Here is a 574-nt window from a genome sequence, read left to right as displayed (position 1 = left end):
CCGGGTGCCCGAGACATTGCCGGAGCCGTTCGATCTGGTGGCCACCCGCCAGGTCGGTCTTGACGGGCTGGTGGCGTTCGAGGGACGCCAGTACAGCGTTCCGTTCCGGCTCATCGGGCAGCAGGTCGAGGTGCGCGGCACCGCCGGACAGGTGCAGATCCTGAAGGCCTGCGAGGTGGTGGCCACGCATCCGCGCGGGACCCCGGCCCGCCTGTTGATCGATCAGGCGCATTATGACGGGCCGAGCACGGAGCGGGTGATGGCTCCGCCCCCGCTCGGACGCCTGGGCGCCCGCCTCCAGGACTTGGCCCAGGCTCCCGTGGTGCACCGGTCGATCGACCTGTATGCGGCTCTGGCGGAGGTGGCGCGATGACCCCCGGCAAGCTCAGGCTGGATATCGACACGACGCGCGAGCGGCTCCTGGCACTGGGCTGCTCCTATGCGGCTGAGCACCTCGATCATCTTCTGACTGAGGCTGTGGCCGAGGCGATGGCCCCGCATGCCTTTCTGGACCGGCTGCTGGCGGTGGAGCAGTCAGGGCGCGAAGGACGGCGGGTGAAAACCTCGTTGAAAA

The 574-nt window shown here is 68.8% G+C and carries 2 protein-coding genes; both read left to right on the top strand.

The window, feature by feature from the left end; translation table 11 throughout:
• A partial coding sequence (locus FS320_RS46950) for a Mu transposase domain-containing protein (RefSeq protein ID WP_420846868.1) occupies nt 1-373 on the top strand: 373 nt, incomplete at its 5' end.
• Nucleotides 370-574 (top strand): hypothetical protein (locus FS320_RS44875; protein ID WP_202882976.1); only part of this gene is annotated, 205 nt, incomplete at its 3' end. The genes FS320_RS46950 and FS320_RS44875, both read left to right, overlap by 4 nt.

Source organism: Microvirga tunisiensis, from assembly GCF_009296175.1.
Taxonomy (GTDB): domain Bacteria; phylum Pseudomonadota; class Alphaproteobacteria; order Rhizobiales; family Beijerinckiaceae; genus Microvirga; species Microvirga tunisiensis.
The sequence above is the reverse complement of the archived record's forward strand: the minus strand, read 5'-3'. Positions and strand labels throughout refer to the sequence as shown.